A 17,147-nucleotide genomic window follows, 5' to 3' on the forward strand; every position below is an offset into this window, starting at 1 on the left:
CGGGGTCAGCCGGCCTTCATGGAAGCCACTTCCGCGGCGAAGTCGCTTTCCTCCACCTCGATTCCTTCCCCGAGGGTGTATCGGGTGAATCGCCGGACCTTCACGTTCTCGCCGATCTTGCCGGCGGTCTGCTTGACCAGTTCGGCAACGGTGATCGCACTGTCCTTGATGAACGGCTGCTCCAGAAGCGCCAGTTCCTTCAGGCGCTTGCCGATGCGGCCTTCGACGATCTTCTCCTTCATCTTGTCGGGCTTGCCTTCGAGATCATCACGGCCCATTTCGATGGCTTTCTCCCGCTCGCGGATCTCACCGGGGATGTCATCGGTGGACACGTATTCCACGTTCGGGCAGGCCGCCACCTGCATGGCCACATCACGGACCAGCTCCTGAAAGATCTCACCTCTGGCGACGAAATCGGTCTCGCAGTTCACTTCGAGAAGCACCCCGACGCGGGCGCCAGTGTGGATGTAACTGCCGACGGATCCCTCGGCAGCCGTGCGGCCCGACTTCTTCTCGGCGCTGGCGATGCCCTTCTGACGCAGCCACTCCACGGCCTTGGCGGCATCACCGTCGGTGGCTTTGAGAGCCTTCTTGCAGTCCATCATTCCCGCGCCGGTCTTGTCGCGCAGGTCTTTGACAAGCTTGGCGGATACGTCAGCCATCAGAACTCGAAGAGATGAGGGGGAATGAAATACCGCCGCCCCAGGGTGATGGAGCGGCGGCGCGAACTTAGCGCTTCAGCGGGACTCAGGCCTCGCCGTCGTCACCACCGCGCTGATCGTTGTTGCCGTGGCGTCCTTCGTTGATGGCATCCGCCAGGCGCCCCAGCACAAGCTGCACCGAGCGCACGGCGTCGTCGTTGCAGGGAATCGGGACCTCGCAGAGATCCGGGTCGCAGTTCGTGTCGAGCATCGACACGAGCGGAATGTCGAGCTTGCGGGCTTCGAGCACAGCGTTCGATTCGCGGCGCTGATCCACGAGAACCACCACGTCCGGAAGACGCCGCATGCTCTTGAGACCACCCAGGTACTTCTGCAGACGTTCCAGTTCACGGCGAAGCACGGCGCCCTCCTTTTTGGGGCGCATCGCGATGGCACCGCTGGACTCCATCCGCTCGAGATCCTTGAGGCGATCGATGCGCGCCTTCATGGTCGTCCAGTTGGTGAGCATGCCGCCAAGCCAGCGCTGGTTCACAAAGGCGGCACCGCAACGGGCAGCCTCCTGGGCCACCACTTCGGAGGCCTGCTTCTTGGTGCCCACGAACAGGAACCGCTTGCCGCTGCGGGCGGCAGAGCGGGTCCATTTGTACGCGTTGTTCATGCAGACCGCGGTCTGCACGAGATCGATGATGTGGACTCCGTTGCGCGCGCAGTAGATGTAGCGCGACATCTTGGGATTCCAGCGGCGGGTCTGGTGCCCGAAGTGGGCACCCGCCTCCATCATCTCGGCGAGGGTTACAACAGCCATGGTTTGAGGGTTTCGGGTTCGCCTCCACCTGCTAGGGACGGATCACGGCACTGCCTGAGGGCATTCTCCGCGATCGCATTCACCCGAAACGAGCAGGTGTGCGGTTTGAAAGGACTTTCCGACGTTATCAAAGCAAGGGGCAGGGAACGCCGGCAGCACTGGCTTCCCGGAACAGAGCCCGCACGCCGATGCGGTTCAGGGGAAGCCGCAGCAACTCCATGGCCGTTCCCGCATGGCCCCGACGGATGAGCCAGCGCAGCAGGGGTCGCAGGCTGTGCTCATTCAGCAGACCTCCGAGCGTCAGAAGCTCCCAGAGAACTCGGTGCAGCCAGGTGAACTGGATGATGAAGCGCACACGCCGGGTCGGGTGCTTCCGATAGAAGACCAGACCCATGCGGGCCCGTTCCCCTTCCACCTCAATCAGGCGGGGGATCTGATCCAGGCTCAGGGCTGGGTGCCAGTGGTACCCCACAGCCTCCGGGCACTGGATCAGTTGAACCCCCATGCGTCGGAGTCTTTCCCCGAGTTCGAGATCCTCCCAGCCGTAGAGACGGAATCCTGTGTCGAACAGACCGGAGTCCTCCAGCACATCGCGATCGATCGCCACATTCCCGGTAGCGAAATACGCCCAGGACAGATCACGCAGCTTGTGCCGTTCCGAGGTTGGGTTGTCGAAGTCGGCCGTGTTGACAACGGCTCCGTAGGTGAAGGCCAGCCTGTCCCCGTGGGTCTGCCAGTGCTGGCTGAGCGCCCGTGCATGGCTGGCAAGAAACGTGTCAGTCACCACAAGATCGCTGTCAATGAAAACGATCACGTCTCCATCGGCCTGCTGCACGCCGCGGTTGCGGCCCGCAGCAGGGCCGCCATGTTCCTGTTCAATCAAGCGGACGTGGGGGAAGCGGGCCGCGTGCTCGCGCAGCCAGTCGGGCGTTCCATCGGTGGATCCATCGTCCACCACCACCACCTCATAACGATCAAGTGCTCCACCGAGCTGCTGCTGCTCGAGAGCGAGCAGACACTTCTCCAGGATCGGCTTCCGGTTGTAGGTCGGGATGACGACGCTGGCGAACATCGCGGAACCCTCGTGGCAGAGATCAGCAAGCCTAGAGACCAAAAAAAGGGGCCTTCAGGCCCCTTTGCGATGGAATGACTCGGCGGATCAGTCCGCCGCTCCGCCGTTGTTTGCGGTTCCGGTCACACCGTTGCCGGCTCCCTCACCGCGGCCGTCGTTGCGGAGCTTGCGCTTCTTGAACTTGCGCGCGTAGGCGCGATTGCGCTCCTGCTTCTCCTTCTTCAAGTTCCTGCGCTTGGCCATGGAATGTTGTCTGCGTGACACAGACCATCACCTTACTGAACGGGCGGCAGCAGGCAGCCATCTTCCATTCTCAGCAGCCGATCGGCCACGTCGAGAATCCTGGGGTCGTGCGTGACCATCAGCACGGCGCAGGACTGTTCGAGCGCAAGGGTGCGCAGCAGCTCAACGACACCGCGGCCCGTGGCGCTGTCCAGGGCTGCGGTGGGTTCATCCGCCAGCAGCAGACGTGGATGGGCAGCCAGAGCCCTGGCGATGGCGACCCGTTGCTTCTGCCCTCCGGACAGGTCGTGGGGCATCTGGGCCATCTGGTCCTCGAGGCCGACAGCCCTCAGCCAGCGGCGGGCTTCATCCCGACGGGCCCTGTAACCAAGACCCGGAAGAAGATCCGACCCCATCTGAACGTTCTGCTCAGCGGTGAGGCAACGGAGCAGGTTGTGCCCCTGAAAGATCATGCCGATCCTGCGTCTGACCTGCTGACGTCGACGACGGCCGGCTCCATCCAGACGTTCACCGAGAACCGTCACATCCCCTGACTGCACCGAACGCAGGGCACCGATCAGGGTGAGCAGCGTCGTCTTGCCGCAGCCCGATGGTCCGGTCAGCAGCACAACCTCCCCCGGATCGATCCGCAGGCTGATGTTCTGCAGCACCTGACGGCGCATGGCACCGCGGCCGTAGGCGTGACTCAGACCGCTCAGTTCAACGGCGGCCATCAGAAGATCTCCGCAGGATCGGCATCCACAAGCCTGCGCATCGCCAGGAGGGAGGACGCCACACACATCACCAGGATCATCACCAGAACCGTCAGAGCTCTCGTGGCGTTCATGCCCACCGGCAACCGGGTGGCATCCCTGACGAACCAGTACAGACCCTGACCGGCGAGATAGGCCGGCACATAGCCCATCACCGCGAGGTAGACCCCCTCCCGCAGCACCACCCCAAGCAGATGGCTCAGCCGATAGCCCATCGCCATCAGCGTGGCGTACTCGGGCAGGTGGTCGCTCACATCCGTGTAGAGGACCTGATAAACGATGACGCAACCGACCACGAAGCCCATGGCGGCACCGAGCGTGAAGATGAATCCGATCGAGGTGCTGCTGCGCCAGTAGTTCTGCTCGAAATCGATGAACCCCTGCTTGCTGAGGACGATCACGTCATCAGGCAGCCGTTGCTTCAATCGAGCCAGCACCCGATCAGGATCACTGCCTGCTCGAAGACGGATCAGACCGACCTCGATCGCCCCGGGCGGTTTCTGAGGCAGCAGATCGAGAAAAGTCTCGGTACTGGTCAGCAGGTTGCCATCGGCACCGAAACTGGTGCCGAGGCTTACAAGACCGGCAACACGGACGCGATTGCCCGCAATCTCGGTCTCGACGGTGCGCCCCTCGCGATGCCATTGCGCGATCGGACCGAACTCAGGGCGGGACAGCTGATCGAACAGGATGCGCCCTTTCTGCTTGAGAACCCCCGTCTTCTGCGCCAGACCGGGATCCATGAAGAAGGGATCATCGGGATTGAACCCCAGAGCCAGAATCGCCCGGTTGCGACGGGTCTCCGGGTTGCGCCAGAGCATCAATCCCCAGTGGACCGGCGTGACACCTTCGACCTCCGGATCAGCCAGGGTCTGCACCAGACGGCGACGCGGAAACCCCGCCATGCGCACCGAACTGGCGGATCGGGGACTGATCAGCACCAGATCGGCATCGAACAGCCGGTGCACTGTGACGCTGGCGTCGAACAGCCCGTCGCGAAAGCCGAGCTGCATGAACATCAGAATGCCGGCGAAGCTGATGCCGGCGAGGGCAACGAGCAGCCGGATCGGCTGGCGCGTCAGCAGCAGCCACGACAAAGGAATGCGACGGCCCTGCCAGGGCCTCTTCACGACGTCACTCCGAAACGGGCGATCACCTTCAGTCCGGACAACCGGCTGACCCTGGCTGCGTCCTGCGGGTCAAGCGCCACGTTCACCTCGACCACACGGGCATCCGCGTCACCGGTGGGATCGGTCGACAGCACCTGACGCTGCTGAACCTGAGGTGTGATGGACGCCACGCGACCCTGCAACTCACCCTTGAACCCGCCGTTCTCGCTGGTGAGCGTCACAGGTTGGCCGATGGTGATTCTTGAGATGTCGGATTCGTACACCTCGATCCGTGCCTGCATGCGCTGGCTGGCACCGACCTCCATCACCCCTTCCGATCCCGGACGCTCGCCGACCTGGGCGTGCACCCTGAGCACAAGGCCATCGATCGGAGACCTGAGTTCACTGTTCAGCAGATCAACCTGGAGAACCCCGCGCTCGGCCCTGGCCTGAAGCAGCTGTCCCTCGAGACGCCCCAGCTCGGCCTGCTTCGTTTCAAGCAGCACCAGCGAAGCAGCCCCTCCACGGGCCGCTCTGGAGTAGCGCTCGACCTCGATGCGCTGGAATCCGATCTCGCTCTCCAGGCTCTTCAGCAGAGCCGCATTGGACGCCAGGCGCGCCTGAACCTTGTATCGGCTGTCGAATCGCGCCAGGGGCTGGCCCTCCCGGACCGTCTCACCCTCCGCCACCAAAAGCTCCGCCATCCGCGCACTGCCGGCCAGCCCTGATGAGGGAGCCGCCAGTCGCCGAACCTCACCGGAGGGTTCCAGCTGCCCGAGCGCCGCCACCGCTTCGGGTGCCCGCGTCAGCGGGGCAGGATCTGCCACCTGCTGTGACGTTGACGGCAGGTTCTTGACGACGGCCCAGACGCCGGCGGCGAGCGCGAGAGTTCCGCCAGTCAGCAGCCCCCAGCGGCGCAGCCGACTCATCTCAGAGGAGGCGGATCGTCGAACAGGAGCTGCTCGATGTAGCGATCCGCCCAGGTCGGGTCGAAGGCCTTCTCCAGCACCCGGCGGGTCTTGTCGTTGCGCTTCTGCTGGAGGCAATAGTTCAGCTGACCCTCATGTCTGCGGATCGTAGAAGTCGCTTCAGGGGAATCGAGTGAGGCACCGGCCACCGCCTCCCGCATCACGGCCAGGTAATCCATCACCAGCTGACGGAACAGCTCTTCCTCGTCGGCACCGTCCGGACGGATGAAACGCACGAAGCTGGAGAAGATCGTCCCCCAGCCAGGCAGTTGGCGAACCTGCCGGAATCCCGGCACAGGCACGGTCTGCAGAGCCGACACCACAGGCGCAGGAAGGTTCTCCCCTGCCGGGGAGAGATCAACGATGGCCGCCGAGATGCCGGCCGGACCCGCCACGACATCCGCTCCGAAGATCGGCAGGTCAAAGCGGGGGTCCGGGAACCAGACGCAGTGCAGGATCTGCAGACCGTTGCCGAGGCGGGCGACCTCAAGGTGAAGCTTGCGCAGCCCACGGCACTGGTGAACCTCATTGGCGATGAACAGGCGTTCACCATCCAGCCGCCCCTGGACTTGCTCGAGATCGGCCGCCAGCGGCAGGAGCCGCAGCTCGGGCAGCTCACCCCGGGCACTGCGGATTCCCTCCGACAACGCCTTCACCAGGGGGTGCAGTCCCTCACAGGAGTCCGACACGGAGGACTGCATCAGGGGCAGCAGGCACAGAATGGAACTTTGCCACGTAGTTCTGAGCACTTCGCTGGTCGGACCTGACCTCACCCCTTGGACACTCCCCAACGGCGTCCGCTGCGTGACAGCGGCGATGCCGGAGGCTGCGCTGACATGCCTTGATCTCTGGTGTCGCGCTGGAAGCGCCAGCGAAGAGAGGGGAGAAGAGGGGATGGCGCACTTCCTTGAACACCTCGTGTTCAAAGGCAGCGATCAGTTGCCAGCAGGTGCCTTCGATCGCGAGATCGAAGCTCTCGGAGGCAGCTCCAATGCGGCCACCGGATTCGACGATGTGCATTTCCATGTGCTGATTCCCGCCGAGCAGACCACCCGTGCCCTGGATCTGCTGCTTGATCTGGTGCTGCATCCGGCGGTTTTGGAGCGCGATTTCAGCACCGAGCGGGAAGTCGTGCTTGAGGAGATCGCCCAGTGTGCCGATCAACCCGACGAACTGGTCCTGCAGGTGCTGCTGAGCCGAGGCTGTCCGGACCATGCCTACGGCCGGCCGATCCTCGGCGCACGTTCCAGCCTGATGGCCATGACACCGGACATGGTCCGTCGCTTTCATCAGCGACGGTACCGGGGCTCGAACTGCAGTCTCGCCATCGCCGGCGCTCCGGATGGATTCCTGGAAGCACACATCCGTTCCTCAGCGCTGATGGATCTGGAGCCGGCACCGCTCGATGCCATCCCGACGCCGGCTGCGGCCGTGCGCAGCGGCCGCCATGCGATCCGGGTCGATCGCCTCGAGTCCGCCCGGCTGTTGATGCTGTGGTCAACAGCGGAAGCAGCCGATCAGGAGATGGTGATGGGGGCGGATCTGGCCACCACGCTTCTTGCCGAGGGACGACGCAGTCGTCTGGTCGGGCGGTTGCGGGAGACACTGCGCATCGCGGAGACCGTGGACATGGATCTCACGGTGCTGGAGCAGGGGAGCCTGGTCACCCTCGAGATCTGCTGCAGAGAGGAGGATCTGGCGAGTGTGGAACGGGAGCTCGAGGCAGAACTGGCCAGGAGCCTCCATGAGCCACCAGCCGAGTGGGAGCTGAATCGAGCCCGACAGCTCGTTGGCAACGGACTGCGCTTCTCCCTTGAATCCACGGCGCAGGTGGCTGGCACAGCGGGGAGTCAACAGCTCTGGGAGCGTCAGCAGGACCTGTTGCAACCCCTGCAGGTTCTGAACGGCTGGAGTGCTGACCGCCTCCTGCAGGAGCTGATGCCGACGCTCAGCAGCGACAGAGCCTGCACCCTGATTGCCACCCCCGGAGCGGCAGCGTGATGGGACGGCCTGAACTGCTGCTCGAGCCACGCTCCACGCCTGGAGTGATGGCAGCCAAGCTGCTGCTGCCCAGGGGAAGCGCATGTGATCCCGCCGGACAGCGTGGCGCCCATCAGCTTCTGGCCGCCCTGCTCACCAGAGGATGCGGTCCGCACAACCACCAGCAACTGGCTGAACTGATCGAAGGCCGGGGAGCAGGACTACGCAGCGAGGCTCACGAGGATGGGCTGCTGATCAGCCTGCGCTGCGCCAGCGAGGATGCTCGGGAGCTGCTGCCCAGCCTGGCCTGGATGGTCACGGCCCCGCACCTGGAGCCTGATCAGCTGGAGCTGGAGCGGCAGCTGTCGGTTCAGGCCCTGGTGCGCCAGCGCGAGGACCCGGTGCAGATCGCCTTTGACGGCTGGCGAAACCTGACCTACGGAGAGGGCGGCTATGGCCACGATCCGCTGGGAATCGAAGCGGATCTGATCAGCCTCGAGCGATCCTCACTCGAACCCCTCGCCTCTGATCTGCAACGGCAACCGGCGGTTCTGGCGCTCTGTGGCCAGTGGCCTGATCAGTTGACCCAGCAGTTCGGAACGCTGCCCGGGTTCGCCTCCTGGCCGCCCGGGACTGCCGATGCCGGCCAGCTGCCGGACACCGGTGCGGAGCATTCGAACAACCGATTGCACGGGTCGGTGATGGCCACGGAACAGGTGGTCGTGATGCTGGGGCAGGCGACCATCCCGCACGGACACCCGGATGATCTCGCCCTGCGATTGCTGGCCTGTCATCTCGGGGCCGGAATGTCGGGCCTCCTGTTCCAGCGGCTGAGGGAGGAGAACGGTGTCGCCTATGAAACCGGCGTGCATCATCCGGTCCGCGCCGGCGCAGCTCCGTTTCTTCTGCATGCCTCGACCAGTGCCGATCGGGCTGATCTCACCCTGCGCCTGCTGATGCAGATCTGGTGGGAGCTCCGGGAGGGGCTCCTCGACCAGGCTGAGCTGGCCCTGGCCCGAGCCAAATTCATCGGCCAGATGGCCCATGCCGGCCAGACCTGTTCCCAACGGGCTGAGCGCAACGTGCAGCTGTGCGGCCTCGGTCTGCCGCAGGATTTTGATCAGCAGTGTCAGAGCAGTCTGGAATCGCTGGATGCAGAGGCACTCCGGCAGGTGGCGGATCGCTGGTTGCACAGACCAAGCCTGAGTCTCTGCGGACCCCGGCAGTCTCTGGAGACCCTCAGCCGGCTCTGGTGCAGTCAGTCGTCGCGGTCCTGAGCGACGGCCTCGAGACGATCCATGGGGATCAGAAACGTGCCGCGCCTGAAGCGCACAGCCAGGGTGTCAAGCGGGCGCAGGGCCACCACCTCACCGATTTCTCCGGCTTCGACCAGGTCCGGAGGTCGCAGCATGGGCATGGGATCCGCCGTCTTCAGGTACGGCATGGGTTCTTTCAGGCGCAGGCGGTCGCCGATCGACGCATCCATGGAGTCTGGGCAGGGCTTGCATTGTCAAGCAGGATGGGCCGAGTCGAAGCCAAGCCGTGCGGGCCCTGGCCACATGGAGCGGCGCCCTCGCCGGTCTGCTGCTGATCCTGATCGGCAGCCTGCTGCCGGCAGCCCTGTTGGTGCCGTTGCCGTTGTCAGTGGTGGAGCTGCCGGCGACCTGGCAGGTCCCGGCCCTGCTGCTCTGCGCACTGGTCTGTGGTCCCAGGGCAGGGGTGATCGCTGCCGTCGCTTATCTGAGCATCGGCCTCACTGATCTGCCCGTGTTCCAGAGCGGTGGCGGAATCACTTATGTGCTCGAGCCCGGGTTCGGCTATCTGGCCGGATTCATTCCGGCCGCCTGGCTCACAGGACGGCTGTCCCAGCAGAACGAGATGGGGGATCTGACCGCGCAGACCGGCTCCGCCATCGCGGGGCTGATGGTTCTGCAGCTCTGCGGACTTCTGAACCTTGGCCTTGGTGCTCTGTTGAGCCGCTGGAGCGTCTCCCTGCCCCAGCTGATCGTTCAGTACTCGCTGGGTCCCCTGCCGGCGCAGCTCCTGCTGTGCTGCGGAGTGGGCCTGATCGCCGTCGTGCTGCGCCGTCTGCTGATGGTGCCGGGATGAACCATCGCGTGCTGGGACGGAGTGGCGTGATTGTGATCGCCGTCGCCGTTGTGCTCTGTGATCAGCTGAGCAAGGCCTGGATCACGGCCCTGCTGAGCGATGGACGCTCGATCAAGGTTGTTCCCGGTCTGCTGGATCTGCGCCTGGTGCACAACACCGGAGCAGCGTTCAGCCTGCTGCGGGGAGCGACACCGCTGCTTGCACTGCTGAGTCTGGTGGTGGTCATCGCCGTTCTGGTTTGGCTCTGGCGACAGCAGAGGCTCCCGATCTGGCAGGGGCTGGCTGTCGGCTTCCTGCTGGGGGGCAGTCTCGGCAATGGACTGGACCGCTGGCGGCTCGGCTATGTGGTCGATTTTCTGGCCCTTGTTCCGATCGACTTCCCGATCTTCAATCCGGCTGATGTCGCCATCAATCTCGCCGTGATCTGCTTCGCTGTGGACCTCTGGTCGAACCGCAGCGGGATTCGCCGTGGCTGAACGCATTGCTGAATCCGGAGTGCCCAGCCTGGTTGTTCACCAGCTGGATCAGCCGGACCGAAGCATCCCCCTGCATGGAGACGGCTATCGACTCGGGCGGGAGGACAGTCTCGAGGTTCCGCTCAATCATCCGGCCATCAGCCGCTTGCATGCTCTGCTGCAACGTCGTGGACGGCACTGGCTGCTGATCGATCAGGACTCCACCAACGGGATCTGGTGGAAGGGCCGCCGTGTCAGAGAACTGGAACTGCGTGACGGTGACCGGATTGCCCTGGCACCCGCTTCCGAGGCGGGATCACCGACTCTTCGCTTCATCAACCCGCGTGAACACAACGGTCGGCGTCTTGCCTGGCTGACCGGGGCCCTGGTGGTGGCGGGACTCAGCACCACCGGCGCCTTGCTGCTTCTCGCCAATCTCAGTGTCCCGGTCCGCGGCCGGTTGGCCACGGTTCAGGGTCCGATCGCCATCTACGACCGGAACAACCAGCCGATCCGTTCTGCTGATTCCCAGCGCCACCGTGAACTCGGCAGCATCCAGGAATTTTCTCCATCCATCGTCGATGCTCTGCTGGCCAGCGAGGACAACCGCTTCTGGTGGCATCCCGGCATCGATGCCATCGGCACCCTGCGGGCACTGACGACCAATGTCGTTGGTGGCGAGGTGCTTGAAGGGGGCAGCAGTCTCACCCAGCAGCTGGCCCGCAGCCTGTATCCCGATCAGGTCGGGCAGGGCGACACGATCGAACGCAAATGGAGGGAGCTGCTGGTGGCTCTGCAGCTGGAGAGCCGCTTCAGCAAGGCAGAGCTGCTGCTGAGCTATCTGAACAGGGTGTATCTCGGTGTCGGCTTCGGATTCGAGGACGCCGCCCGGGCCTACTTCAACACCTCGGCCAGCAAGCTCAACCTGGAGCAGGCGGCCCTGCTGGTGGGCCTGCTGCCGTCTCCGAACGGACACGATCCCTGCCGTTACCCCCAGCGGGCACTGGAGGCCCGCAATCTGGTGCTCAACAAGATGGCCGATGAGGGGCGCTTGTCCCTGGAAGCCGCCCGCGAAGCCCGTCGTCGACCGATCCAGCTGTCGCCGAAGGCCTGCAGCCAGGTCAATGCCGGTACAGCACCCTTCTACAGCGACCAGGTGCGCCGAGATCTCACTGCCCTGGTGGGACCGGAGGTGGCAGCGGAAGGGAATTTTCTGATCGAGACCCATCTCGACCCTGTGCTCCAGTCCGTGGTGGTCCGACAGCTGCAGAATCTGCTCGAGAGCAGCGCCGGCCTCGGCGTCGGGCAGGGGGCAGCGGTGGTGCTTGACAGCCGCAACGGTGGTGTTCTCGCCATCGCCGGTGGCCGTGACTACCGATTCAGCCAGTTCAACCGGGCCACGATGGCGCTGAGGCAGCCCGGCAGCACCTTCAAGCTGATGACCTACCTCGCGGCGTTGGAGCGCGGCATCAGCCCGGGAACCAAGCTGAACTGCGAGGGGCTGGAGTGGGGAGGTCAGACCTTTGAGAGCACCTGCAAGGGGGAACTGACGCTGCTGAGCGCCTTTGCGTTCAGCAACAACACCGCAGCCCTGCGACTGTCCCGTCGGATCGGATTGGAGCAGGTCGTGCGTCAGGCCAGGGCTCTCGGGATCACCACACCGCTCGACCCCGTACCGGGTCTTGCCCTCGGTCAGAGCGAAGTCCGACTGATCGAACTCACCAGTGCCTATGCCGCGGTGGCCAACGACGGACTGTGGCATCCACCGACCACCATCCGCAGGCTTGTGGACGCGGAGACCTGCACAGCCGAGCAGGCCAGGTCCTGCCGCAGTCTCACAGCCACCGGCAGCGGAAGTCTCAACGCCGAGCGTCGGGCCGTCCGGCCCGAGACTGCCAAGCGGATGCAGACGCTGCTGCAGGCGGTGGTGCGCAACGGCACCGGTCGAGGGGCCTATCTCGGCGGCAAGGAGGGAGGCAAGACGGGCACCACGAACGACGGTCGTGATCTGCTGTTCATCGGCTACGAACCCTCGCGTCACTGGGTGCTCGGCATCTGGCTGGGCAACGACGACAACAGTCCGACCGCCAGCTCCAGCGCCCTTGCCGCGGTCCTCTGGGGCGACATCATCCGGGCAGCGGGTCGCGGCAGCGTCACGCAATGATTCCGCCGCGCAGCCGGTTGCTGATCGGCCTTGCTGCCGGGCTCCTGGCCCTTGTGGTGATCGGAGCCATCCTCCAGGCGGTCCGCAGCCTGCTCTGGGATCTCAGCTATCTGCTGCCGGGCTGGTTGCTCACTCCGGTGCTGTTGCTGGCCGTCGGCCTGATCCTCGCTCTCGGGATCCAGATCGGCTGGCCATGGTGGCAGAGCTGGCAGCGACGGAAGCAGCGGCCGGATCAGACCACGGAACCGCAGATTCAGGTTCCGAGCGATCGGCGCGAGGCCGCGACCCGAAGTCTGGACAGCATCGACCGCGTGCTGGAACAGCTTCAGGACGACATCACCCGCGAGGGACTGCGACGGGAGCGGCAGCGGGTCGCGGAGGATCTGACGCGCGGCGACCTCGTGGTGGCCGTGTTCGGCAGCGGCTCAAGCGGGAAGACCTCTCTGATCCGTGCACTGCTTCAGGAGATGGTGGGGGAGGTCGCCGCGGCGATGGGCTCCACCCAGCACAGCCGCACCTATCGCCTGAAACTGCGGGGCTTGCAGCGTGGCCTGCAGCTGGTGGACACCCCCGGCATCCTCGAGGCCGGGGACGCCGGGTATACCCGTGAGGAAACGGCACGGAGGGTGGCCGTGCGTTCCGATCTGCTCCTTGTGGTGGTGGATGGAGATCTGAGGGCCTCCGAGTTCGGCGTTCTGCAGTCGATCGCCGACCTTGGAAAGCGTCTGCTGCTGGTGCTGAACAAGCGTGATCTGCGAGGTGTTGAAGAGGAGCGACGGTTGCTGGAGGTGCTGCGTCACCGCTGCAGAGGGCTGGTGGAGGAGCTGGATGTGATCGCCTGCAGTGCCTCACCCCAGTCGATTCCCAGACCGGGGGGCCAGCCGCTGCAACCGGCACCGGATGTGGTGGAGCTGCTGCAGCGGCTCGCAGCCGTGCTCCACGCTGATGGCGAGGAACTGATCGCCGACAACATCCTTCTGCAGTGCCGCAGGCTGGATGAGCAGGGTCGGCAGCTGCTGAACCGCCAGCGACGACGGGAGGCTCAGCGCTGCGTGGACCGCTACAGCTGGATCAGTGGCGGGGTCGTGGCAGCCACGCCGCTGCCCGGCGTTGACCTGCTTGGAACGGCTGCCGTGAATGCCCAGATGGTGATGGAGATGGCCGGCGTCTATGGAGTCGAACTCTCCAGAGATCGGGCTCGTGAGCTGGCGCTGTCCGTGGGACGGACGCTGGCGACCCTGGGACTGGTCAAGGGAGCGATGAGCCTGATCGGAACCGCTCTCAGCCTCAGTCTGCCGACCCTGCTGGCCGGACGGGCGATCCAGGGCGTGGCTGCGGCCTGGCTGACCCGCATCGCCGGGTTCAGCTTCATCCGCTATTTCGAGCAGGACCAGGACTGGGGGGACGGAGGTGTTCAGGATGCCGTGCGGCAGGCCTTTGAACTGAACCGTCGCGATGCCTCTCTCAGGAGCTTTCTTGAGATGGCCGTGCGGCAGGTGGTGGAACCGTTGCAGCGCCGCCCAGATCGGAAGCTCCCACCCCGGCCAGAGCCTCGGGAGGAGGGGGGAGCATCGGACCGCGGGCGTCCAGGACCGTGATCATCCCGAGATAGAGAACGCCGATGGCGACGGAGATCGCACCGGTGATGATGGCGATCCAGCGGGAACGGCCTCGTTCCTCCTTCATCACAGACTGCGCAGTGGGGCGATTCTGAGGGATGACGCTCAGAGGAGCGAGTCGTTGATCAGCTCAGCCAGCCGGTCCAGGTGCTGGGGTCCGGTGTGGGGGTTGCCGAAGACGGCCTTCAGGCAATAGCGGTCGCCGTAGCGCGGTCTCGACAGCATGAACCCCTGACCCAGAAGCCATTGGCGGGTGGTCTGCGACCAGGAGTCGCAATGGTCCGCGTCAGCGGCGTGGGGATGCAGGGACAGCAGATGCAGTGAGCCGTCCAGCAGCGTCAACCGGTCCAAGTCCAACCGACGACGGACATGGTCCCGCCGCTCGAGGGCCGATCGCAACACCATCGCGATTCCCTGTTCACCGAGCTGTCTCAGTCCCAGCCAGAGCTTCAGCACTTCGGCAGGACGTGTGCCCTGCAATCCGAGCTCACCGCCATGGGGCTCACCGCTGGCGCCGTCCATGTACGGCAGGCCGGTGGAGAAACTCTGATGCAGATGACCGACGTCCCGGACCAGCAGAAGGGAGGACGCTTTGGCGATCCCCAGAAGCTTCTGCGGATTGAGCGTGATCGAATCCGCCTGCTCAAGCCCATGGAACAGGGGAGACCAGTCCTCCGAGAGAGCGAAGACGCCCCCGATCGCAGCATCCACGTGAAGCCAGGCCTCATAGCGACGGCAGACGGTGGCGATCTCAGCAAGAGGATCGATGGCACCGCGGATCGTCGTGCCCGCTGTCGCCACCACCGCAAGGCAGGGTCGACCACGGCGGTGAAGATCCTGCAGCGCCCGCTCGAGAGCGGTGGAGCAGAGGCGACCCTCGCTGTCCACGGGAAGCTGCTGCAGACCGTCTCCGGCCAGACCCATCACCCGTGTCGCCTTCTGAAGGGAAACATGGGCATCCCGACTGCAGAGGACGACGCCATCACCGGGGCCTTGCAGGCTACGGGCAGTCACCAGGGCCATCAGGTTGCTGAGTGTTCCACCTGTGGCCAGCACACCTCCGGCGTTCTCAGGCAGCCCGAGTCGCTGACAGAACCAGCGGCAGAGCTGGCGCTCCAGGCTGGACAGGCCTGGGGAGAGTTCCTCGGCCAGCAGGTTGTTGTTCAGGCCGGCACAGATCAGATCCGCTGCAATCGAGGCGGTGAGCGGAGGGGGATCAAGGTGGGCCAGCGCCCCGGGGTGGGACGGCTGATAGGCCCCGTCCATGACGATCTGCAGGTCGTTCAACAGCGCCGGTACGTCGCATCCCTGATCCCCAGGCACCAGCTCCGGCTCGGGACGGACCACAGGCAGCGGTGGGCGGTCCGCGGCCGTGCCGATCCACTCGCAGAGCAGGTCGCTCGCCTGATGAAGGAAATGGCGCAGGACAGGGTCCGGGCTGTCAGGGGAGGCGAAGGGTGGAAGCCAGGTCACGGGCTGACGCAGATCGGAGCTGGCGTGCACCGGCAACGGTGGAGCTTCGCTGATCCTCGCCTTTCGTGGGAACGTGCTCACAGATCGTTCGATGTGCGTTGATGCGGGAAGCCACCGTGCAGCGCTGGATGACAGTGCTGCTTCAGCGGGCGGAGAGGGTCGGTGAGGCCGGGGAAGTGCCGGTGGCAGCCGTGGTTCTGGATGCCGAAGGTCGCTGCATCGGCCATGGCAGCAACCGACGCGAGACGGGGAGGGATCCTCTTGGTCACGCCGAACTGGTTGCGCTCAGACAGGCCGCCTGGGTTCAGGGCGACTGGAGATTCAACGACTGCACCTTGATCGTCACGCTTGAACCGTGCCCGATGTGTGCCGGAGCCCTTGTGCAGGCGCGGATGGGCTGTGTGATCTATGGAACATCGGATCCCAAGCGAGGGGGCCTGGGGGGAAGCCTCGATCTGTCCACCCATGCAAGTGCGCACCATCACATGTCGGTGCAGGGAGGGGTTCTACGGATCGAAGCCCGAGATCAGCTGGAAGGCTGGTTCAGGCAGCGGCGGCGACGGTCCCCTTGAAGCTGGGGAGCTCGGTCTTGAACAGATCAAGCAGCCGGTCGACGTTCTCGGGGGTTGAGTTGTAGCCCATCAGACCGATGCGCCAGATCTTGCCGGCGAGGGAGCCGAGGCCACCACCCACCTCGATGCCATGGGTATTGAGCAGATGCTGGCTGAATGCCTTTCCATCAACCCCTTCAGGGATGCGAACGGTGGTGAGGGTGGGGAGCCGATGCTCCTCGGGAACGACCATTTCAAGACCGAGTGCCTCCAGGCCGCTCCAGAGCGCTTCCGCATTGCGACGATGTCGGGCCCAGGACTGGTCCAGTCCTTCCTCGGCAAGCAGACGCAGGGCCTCCCGCATGCCGAAGTTCATGTTCACAGGCGCTGTGTGGTGGTAAACCCTGTCGCTGCCCCAGTACTTGTTGAGGAGGGAGACGTCGAGGTACCAGTTCGGCACCTTGTCCCGGCGAGCTTCCATCTTGGCCTCAGCGCGGGGGCCCATCGTGAAGGGACCAAGCCCAGGGGGGCAGCTGAGTCCCTTCTGACTGCAGCTGTAAGCGAGATCGACCTGCCAGTCATCGATGTAGAGCGGAACACCGCCGAGAGACGTGACCGTATCCAGCAGCAGCAGGCAGTCGTGCCGGCGGCACAGCTCGCCGACTCCCTCCATGGGCTGGCAGACCCCTGTGGAGGTTTCGGCATGCACCATCGCCAGGATCGCCGGCTTGTGCTCGAGGATCGCCGCCTCGAGCTCCTCAAGGGAGAACCATTCTCCCCAGGGCTTTTCGATGGTTCTGACGTCGGCGCGGTAGCGACCGGCCATGTCCACAAGCCGTAAACCGAAGTACCCCTTCACCGCGACGAGAACGGTGTCACCGGGTTCGACGGTGTTCGCCAGGGTTGCCTCCATGGCGGAGCTACCGGTACCGCTCATCGGAAGCGTGAGTCGGTTTTCGGTCTGCCAGGCGTAACGAAGCAGTTCCTGAACCTCGCTCATCAATTCCACGTAGAGCGGATCGAGATGGCCGATGGGCGTGCGAGACAGAGCTTTCAGCACCGTCGGGTGGGCATTGGACGGCCCCGGTCCGAGAAGCAGTCTGTCCGGGGTGGCGATCGGATCGAAGCTCCTGCGGTGACTGTCGTCTACGGGAAGGAGTGAGTGGGTCGTCGCCAAGGCCCTGA

General features: G+C 64.7%; 18 protein-coding genes. 7 read left to right on the forward strand and 11 right to left on the reverse strand.

Features of this window, described 5'->3' with window-relative positions:
• Positions 1-5 precede the first annotated feature (5 nt).
• From tsf to ACJ0G7_RS11350, 8 genes are all read right to left on the reverse strand, one after another.
• The gene (gene tsf, locus ACJ0G7_RS11315) at positions 6-662 is read right to left on the reverse strand and encodes a translation elongation factor Ts (RefSeq protein ID WP_043691306.1); all 657 of its coding nucleotides are present in this window, start codon (positions 660-662) and stop codon (positions 6-8) included.
• 85 nt (positions 663-747) lie between these two features.
• A complete protein-coding gene (gene rpsB / locus ACJ0G7_RS11320; protein WP_043691308.1) occupies positions 748-1,467 on the reverse strand; it encodes a 30S ribosomal protein S2 in 720 nt (239 codons plus the stop codon).
• Between the two features lie 127 nt (positions 1,468-1,594).
• On the reverse strand, positions 1,595-2,539 hold the full coding sequence (locus tag ACJ0G7_RS11325) for a glycosyltransferase family 2 protein (protein ID WP_043691310.1): 945 nt from the start codon (positions 2,537-2,539) through the stop codon (positions 1,595-1,597).
• Between the two features lie 87 nt (positions 2,540-2,626).
• Positions 2,627-2,782, reverse strand: a complete 156-nt coding sequence (locus ACJ0G7_RS11330; RefSeq protein ID WP_006171625.1) for a hypothetical protein — start codon at positions 2,780-2,782, stop codon at positions 2,627-2,629.
• 32 nt (positions 2,783-2,814) lie between these two features.
• Positions 2,815-3,495: a DevA family ABC transporter ATP-binding protein gene (locus ACJ0G7_RS11335; protein WP_043691312.1), complete on the reverse strand. Its 681-nt coding sequence runs from the start codon at positions 3,493-3,495 to the stop codon at positions 2,815-2,817.
• Complete coding sequence (devC, locus tag ACJ0G7_RS11340; protein ID WP_186483526.1) at positions 3,495-4,664, reverse strand: ABC transporter permease DevC; 1,170 nt, start codon at positions 4,662-4,664, stop codon at positions 3,495-3,497. Before devC ends, ACJ0G7_RS11335 begins: the two co-directional genes overlap by 1 nt.
• Positions 4,661-5,572 carry an HlyD family efflux transporter periplasmic adaptor subunit gene (locus tag ACJ0G7_RS11345; RefSeq protein WP_052378140.1) on the reverse strand — a complete coding sequence of 304 codons (912 nt, stop codon included), beginning with the start codon at positions 5,570-5,572 and terminating at the stop codon, positions 4,661-4,663. Before ACJ0G7_RS11345 ends, devC begins: the two co-directional genes overlap by 4 nt.
• A complete protein-coding gene (locus ACJ0G7_RS11350) occupies positions 5,569-6,312 on the reverse strand; it encodes a phycocyanobilin:ferredoxin oxidoreductase (protein ID WP_052378141.1) in 744 nt (247 codons plus the stop codon). The genes ACJ0G7_RS11345 and ACJ0G7_RS11350 overlap by 4 nt, the downstream gene beginning before the upstream one ends.
• A 19-nt stretch (positions 6,313-6,331) precedes the next feature.
• Between ACJ0G7_RS11350 and ACJ0G7_RS11355 the strand changes: the two genes are divergently transcribed.
• Both ACJ0G7_RS11355 and ACJ0G7_RS11360 read left to right on the forward strand, forming a co-directional pair.
• A complete protein-coding gene (locus tag ACJ0G7_RS11355; RefSeq protein WP_043691315.1) occupies positions 6,332-7,612 on the forward strand; it encodes a pitrilysin family protein in 1,281 nt (426 codons plus the stop codon).
• Positions 7,612-8,868 (forward strand): M16 family metallopeptidase, encoded by a 1,257-nt coding sequence (locus tag ACJ0G7_RS11360; RefSeq protein ID WP_407396208.1) that lies wholly within the window; start codon positions 7,612-7,614, stop codon positions 8,866-8,868. The genes ACJ0G7_RS11355 and ACJ0G7_RS11360 overlap by 1 nt, the downstream gene beginning before the upstream one ends.
• On the opposite strand, the gene ACJ0G7_RS11365 is transcribed toward ACJ0G7_RS11360, so the two are convergent.
• A complete protein-coding gene (locus ACJ0G7_RS11365) occupies positions 8,850-9,077 on the reverse strand; it encodes a DUF3148 domain-containing protein (RefSeq protein WP_043691319.1) in 228 nt (75 codons plus the stop codon). The two genes, ACJ0G7_RS11360 and ACJ0G7_RS11365, sit on opposite strands and share 19 nt — an antisense overlap.
• 56 nt (positions 9,078-9,133) lie before the next feature.
• On the opposite strand from ACJ0G7_RS11365, the gene ACJ0G7_RS11370 reads away from it, so the two are divergent.
• Genes ACJ0G7_RS11370 through ACJ0G7_RS11385 form a run of 4 tightly spaced genes read left to right on the forward strand, consistent with a single transcriptional unit; the run spans position 9,134 to position 13,917 of the window.
• Complete coding sequence (locus ACJ0G7_RS11370; protein WP_043691320.1) at positions 9,134-9,700, forward strand: biotin transporter BioY; 567 nt, start codon at positions 9,134-9,136, stop codon at positions 9,698-9,700.
• Positions 9,697-10,176 carry a signal peptidase II gene (gene lspA / locus ACJ0G7_RS11375; protein WP_407396210.1) on the forward strand — a complete coding sequence of 160 codons (480 nt, stop codon included), beginning with the start codon at positions 9,697-9,699 and terminating at the stop codon, positions 10,174-10,176. Before ACJ0G7_RS11370 ends, lspA begins: the two co-directional genes overlap by 4 nt.
• Positions 10,169-12,319 carry a transglycosylase domain-containing protein gene (locus ACJ0G7_RS11380; RefSeq protein WP_052378142.1) on the forward strand — a complete coding sequence of 717 codons (2,151 nt, stop codon included), beginning with the start codon at positions 10,169-10,171 and terminating at the stop codon, positions 12,317-12,319. The genes lspA and ACJ0G7_RS11380 overlap by 8 nt, the downstream gene beginning before the upstream one ends.
• Positions 12,316-13,917: a YcjF family protein gene (locus ACJ0G7_RS11385; protein WP_407396212.1), complete on the forward strand. Its 1,602-nt coding sequence runs from the start codon at positions 12,316-12,318 to the stop codon at positions 13,915-13,917. Before ACJ0G7_RS11380 ends, ACJ0G7_RS11385 begins: the two co-directional genes overlap by 4 nt.
• A 126-nt stretch (positions 13,918-14,043) precedes the next feature.
• Here ACJ0G7_RS11385 and ACJ0G7_RS11390 read toward each other — a convergent pair whose 3' ends face one another.
• Entirely contained in the window at positions 14,044-15,441 is a 1,398-nt protein-coding gene (locus ACJ0G7_RS11390; protein ID WP_407396213.1) for a pyridoxal phosphate-dependent decarboxylase family protein, read from the reverse strand.
• Positions 15,442-15,512: 71 nt separating this feature from the next.
• Here ACJ0G7_RS11390 and ACJ0G7_RS11395 point away from each other — a divergent pair, with 71 nt between their 5' ends.
• Positions 15,513-15,983, forward strand: a complete 471-nt coding sequence (locus ACJ0G7_RS11395) for a nucleoside deaminase (protein ID WP_043691326.1) — start codon at positions 15,513-15,515, stop codon at positions 15,981-15,983.
• Here the strand turns inward: ACJ0G7_RS11395 and ACJ0G7_RS11400 are convergent.
• The gene (locus ACJ0G7_RS11400) at positions 15,955-17,139 is read right to left on the reverse strand and encodes an alanine--glyoxylate aminotransferase family protein (RefSeq protein ID WP_084187928.1); all 1,185 of its coding nucleotides are present in this window, start codon (positions 17,137-17,139) and stop codon (positions 15,955-15,957) included. The genes ACJ0G7_RS11395 and ACJ0G7_RS11400 overlap by 29 nt on opposite strands.
• Positions 17,140-17,147: the final 8 nt, after the last annotated feature.

The organism is Parasynechococcus sp., assembly GCF_045559935.1.
In the GTDB taxonomy this organism is placed as follows: Bacteria; Cyanobacteriota; Cyanobacteriia; order PCC-6307; family Cyanobiaceae; genus Parasynechococcus.